Annotated in this window: 4 protein-coding genes; 2 read left to right on the top strand and 2 right to left on the bottom strand. The window is 56.4% G+C overall.

The window, feature by feature from the left end:
* Positions 1 to 912 (bottom strand): IS110 family RNA-guided transposase (locus tag NKH05_RS32605; RefSeq protein ID WP_353027061.1); only part of this gene is annotated, 912 nt, incomplete at its 3' end.
* 915 nt (positions 913 to 1,827) lie between these two features.
* On the opposite strand from NKH05_RS32605, the gene ectB reads away from it, so the two are divergent.
* Both ectB and NKH05_RS32595 read left to right on the top strand, forming a co-directional pair.
* Positions 1,828 to 3,087: a diaminobutyrate--2-oxoglutarate transaminase gene (gene ectB, locus NKH05_RS32600; protein ID WP_353027060.1), complete on the top strand. Its 1,260-nt coding sequence runs from the start codon at positions 1,828 to 1,830 to the stop codon at positions 3,085 to 3,087.
* Positions 3,077 to 3,919, top strand: coding sequence for a 2OG-Fe(II)-dependent halogenase WelO5 family protein (locus NKH05_RS32595; RefSeq protein WP_353027059.1), 843 nt, complete (start codon positions 3,077 to 3,079; stop codon positions 3,917 to 3,919). The genes ectB and NKH05_RS32595 overlap by 11 nt, the downstream gene beginning before the upstream one ends.
* 267 nt (positions 3,920 to 4,186) lie before the next feature.
* Here the strand turns inward: NKH05_RS32595 and NKH05_RS32590 are convergent, their stop codons facing one another.
* A complete protein-coding gene (locus tag NKH05_RS32590; protein ID WP_353027063.1) occupies positions 4,187 to 4,957 on the bottom strand; it encodes a helix-turn-helix transcriptional regulator in 771 nt (256 codons plus the stop codon).
* Positions 4,958 to 4,962 lie beyond the last annotated feature (5 nt).

Raw genomic sequence — 4,962 nt, 5'->3', positions numbered from 1 at the left:
GGCAATCTTCATTGCCCAAGCCTTCATGCTCGACCATCGGGTCGTCGGGCGCAGGATGACGTTTGCCGCCTCGAACAAGGCCGTTCGCGTCTCACTGTCACCCACTTTGGTGATGCGACCGACCCTGTCGACTTCTCCAGACTGGTATCTTCGCGGTGTGAGGCCGAGATACGCACCGACCGATCTGGATCGGCGGAAGCGCTTGGGATCATCGATCGTTGCCCTGTAGGTGAGCGCGGTGACGGGTCCTATGCCAGGCATGGTCATGAGGCGACGGCAGATGGGATCGACTCGAACCGCTCTCAGGACGAGCCGGTGCAGATCCGCCAGGTTCTCGCGCAGACACCTGTGCATCTGCAAGAGCGGTTCAAAGATACCCAGCAACAGCCGATCCGCTCCGACCAGCTGTCGAACCCTTGCCTCGAAACGAACGCGCGTGACGGCGCCAATCTTTAGCCCCAGGGGACGCAACAAGCCTCGGATGACCTGCTCGTTGGCAGTGACCGCCCTGACCGTAGCCTTGCGCGCGGCGGTGAGCGTGCGCAGCCTCTGGCCGGCAGCGGACTTCAGATGAACTGCCTTGAACCAACCTGTGCGCACAATCTGTGCAATTCCCTGCGCGTCATTCCGGTCCGTCTTCACCGTCATCGCGCCCAGAGCCGCTTTGACATGTCGACTCTCGAGACACACGACAGGGAAGCCCTCGTCGACCAGGTGTCCGCCGATCCACTCCGATGTCGCACCGGCTTCCAAGCCAACGCGAACGAGATCGTCCCGCCATCGCTGAAGTGCAGCCGTCACAGCATCCGGGTCACCGAGCACCTTTCCCTGCCACAGCATCTCGCCGGTCTCGGCGATAACGCAAATAGCTACAGCGTCGAGTGAAGTATCCAGTCCTGCATAAACGCTCATGCCGATCTCCTCTTGCCAGGTCGGCTCTGAGCATCAGACAAACGCCATGATCCGAAAAGGGGCCAGGCGTTCAGCGAGCTGAACCGAATACTCCATCTCTTCCGTAAACCGCTTTCTCTTCATCAGTCCGTCCTTCAATCGAGGCCGGACTCTAATCTCAGATGGAGGAAATTACCCGTGGCAGGTCACAGCAATGAGCCACTTTGTCTGGCCCATCTCAATCACTGCGACCAACGTGCTGTCCTGATCAAGGGCGGTAAGGGATTTGCTTGCATCAAAGAATGGTGACATGGGGGCGCTCCTTAGGTAGCTGCTCAACAGCGCCGAGGGTGCCACACGCTCGCCGCCGCCCATAGCATCTACAGCGCTATCGAGAGCGCGCTCGCGAGCGGCCTCGCTACCGCCGAGCTATACCACCAGCCGGGGCACGATGGTTCGTGTTGCTGCCGGAGCGCCTGCAACACTTTAGCATGCTGCTGCATGGCAGAAGCGCCTGTCACACATGAGCCGGTGCTAGCGCTGAGCTTGATATGATTGGCAGGGCGTTTCGCCGAGTACACGTGCGTCAACTACCAAATACCGTAGTATCGACGCCTCCCCGAAAACTCTAGAACTGAGTTCGTTCCAACGCGTAGACGAGAGATATCGCCATGCAGAGCAACGTGACTACGGTGGAGGTTCCGAAGTGCGTCAGTGCAGCAGTTGAGCTGCCGCGCCAGTGCGGTTTCCCTTTTGGCGCGGACCTTTTTGAGGAGCGTGTCGGCATTACGAACACATTCTTGGGAGGTCACGACCGTCCAAAGTTCCGCCTGCGCCGTTCCGACCTTCAAGTGAAGCTGAAAACAATCGCAACAAACCAAACACATTTTATCACTTGCTCGTTGAACGCGACGCGACACGCAGAGGGACCCTGAAATGAACACTGAAATTTTTACGGCTCATGAGTCCAACGTTCGTCGCTACGGGCGGTCGTTCCCTACAGTCTTTACGAAGGCCGTTGGGGCGACAATCTGGGACGAGGCCGGTAAACCTTATATCGATTTCCTTGTAGGGTCCGGCGCACTCAACTACGGACACAACCCTCCAGATATTATTGCGCCAGCAATCGAATATATGGTTGGCGAGAACATTCTCCTATCCCTAGACATGTATACAGCGGCAAAGCGTGACTTCATTGAAGCGTTCGTGGATTCGATCCTGAAGCCCAGGGGGCTTTCCTACAAGATACAATTTCCTGGGCCGACCGGCACAAACGCTAACGAAGCAGCGCTGGCGCTGGCGCGAAAGTATACCGGCCGCTCAAGCATCATGGCCTTTACGAATGCGTTCCATGGTATGTCGCTCGGCTCACTGGCGGTCTCGGGTTCGGCGTCGACCAGGGAACTAGGCGGCGTTGCTCGCCACGATGTGATCCGTGTCCCTTATGACGGATACCCGAACCAAGATTTCGATTCCGCGAGTTACATAGACTCCTTGTTGGGCGACCCGGGAAGCGGCATTGAAAAGCCCGCCGCCATCATTCTGGAGACCATTCAAGCAGAAGGCGGCATGAACGCCGCATCAGCAGCTTGGCTAACGGAAATCCAGCGCATTTGCCGCAAACACGGCGTTGTATTGATTGTCGACGATATTCAGGCTGGTGCGGGCCGAACGGGCGAGTTCTTCTCATTCGAGTTCGCAAAGATCAATCCGGACATCGTATGCCTTTCGAAGTCCCTAAGCGGGTCAGGTAGTCCGTTCTCCATTGTCTTGATTCGCCCCGACTTGGATATTTGGAATCCCGGCGAACATAGCGGGACTTTCAGAGGCAACAATCTCGCGTTCGTGACTGCAGGGGCGATGTGCAAAATGTGGTCCGATACGCAGTTCACTGCAGGCGTTGAGCGGACAGCCGCCAAACTCCAAAGACACCTGGACAGGCTCGTTGCGAAATTTTCCACGTGCATCGAACAAAAGCGCGGCCGTGGTCTGATGGCCGGTCTCAAATGCCGTTCACAGGCCGTTGTCGGCCGTGTGCACGATGTCGCATTCGAAAATGGCCTGCTGATCGAATCTTCAGGGCCAAATCGCGACGTCATCAAAGTCCTCCCACCGATAACCATCACCGATGACGAACTCGATCAGGGCATCGCCATCCTTGATCACGCACTAAAGGAGCAAGCCAATGGAGACTAATCAAGCATCCCAAGCCCCAGCCACCTCGCCAGTTGCGATCAGAGAACGAACCGGCTCGATCAGCACTGCGGACATCATGTCAGTCCTGAGAGGTGAGATCACCGCTCTGCATATCAAGCAAGCGTTCAGCACCGAAATAGCCGAGGAGATCACCGCGAACTTCAGTGGCAGTCCCGGTCTCAAGGAGCGTAAGGATGGCGTCCCCGGACAATATGTCGGCGCATCCCACTACAGGAAGGATGCAGCCACCTATTTCGCAGAGGCGGAAATTGCGCGACCGTACGTCGACGCCCTTTTTGAGAATCTGGTTGATCCGGTCAGAGCATTGTTCGACGCGTTGAAGCGCGACCTTCGCAAACAGGGCATTGAATTGCGGCTGGCCCGTTCGGAGCACGGTCAGGCTAATGTTTGTCGCGCTCTGAGTTGGTCTGGCAGCGGCACGTTCTCCTTGGACCCCCACGACGACGTAGCTCAAGTGTTATGTGCTGGGAACGATTACGAGCTTTCTGCGGTGGCGCACAACACCGTCGCAGCACTCAATTTCTATCCCAGCATGCCCGAGGAAGGTGGCAATCTGCGGCTCTGGAGCCACAAGCCGACAGTCACCGACCGAAAGTCTCAAGGTGTGGAGGCTACGGGCTATCCCTATTCGGCAGCCTATCTCGAGGGCGTTCCTTGTCGCGACTTCCAGCTCAGGGCGGGGGATATCGCCCTCATTGATGGCGGTTTCGTTCACGGGGTCACCGGTCAATCAGGTAACGGAAAGCGTCGCGTGCTGCTGAACAGCTTTTTCGGGTTTGCTCGCCCGGATCTTGTTCTCTGGTGGACCTGAAGTTGGACGTCGTAACGACTGACCGGGTGTCACATCGGTCGCAACGCGAGGGGGGCCCCTTTTAGTCACAGCCGCCCTCGGGCTGATCCAGACCGACACTATCATGAAGCCCTTGGCGTTTCAGGTGCTGCCGGTCTCCGACACGACCTCGACCGACTGTAGAGGGCGCATTACCGCAACAGCTCTTAAAACACTGAGCTAAGAAGCGGTCTGTCTGTAGTAACTAGACGGCCGTAACGCCATAACAAATCCCGGCAATGCGGACTCTTAAAACTCGATAAGTCCCAGACTTAGAGCTTTTGTAGCTGCTGCCGTTCTGTTCGACGTATCCATTTTTCGCAATACGTTCTTTACGTGGAAATTCACCGTATCAACAGAGATTGCCAAAATCTGTCCTACTTCCCATGAGGATTTACCCTTGGCTATCCATTGAATGCACTCTCTTTCTCTGGGAGAAAGGTCGGGCCCTCTCTCGCTACCGCGCGAACTAGCAAACTTAATGACCTTCCGATGGAAATGTAGCGCGGCAAACTGCAAGTACGTGATTGCTCTATTTTGGAGTTCGCCGTTCTCGGTTTGAGCGAAGCTCATGATCGCAAAGTTTCGGCCGGGGCCATGCAATGGAACGCTAATGCCTGACCTTAGGCCGAACGTCGCGGCCTCGTCTAAAACGCGCCGTTCGTCTTGCGTAGTGCATACGTCCTTGTATACCTCGCTCCATCGAAAGACGTCTGCTCGCGTTCGACACGTCTTAATAATGGGGTCTATCCTGTCATAACCCATTTCGTAATAGCGCTCCTGCCATTCCTCAGGAAAATTTAGCAAAACGGCTGGGTCGGGTCGGACCGACTTTAAGCCTTCTGGGCCAGGTGAAATTGAGTCATAGGAAACCCACCGGCAATCAAAATTCAGAGCAAAAGCAGACAACAGGTCGAACAACTGCTCGGATTGAGCAACGCCATCGGTCTGCTCTAGAAATCGGCCGAACTCGACCGCAAACGCCTCCGTGGGGCGGGCAGTGTTGGCGGCTGGCCCCACGGAGG

The sequence above is a fragment of the Mesorhizobium sp. M1399 genome (assembly GCF_040317735.1).
GTDB lineage: Bacteria > Pseudomonadota > Alphaproteobacteria > Rhizobiales > Rhizobiaceae > Mesorhizobium.
This window is presented reverse-complemented; position numbering and strand designations above follow the sequence as displayed.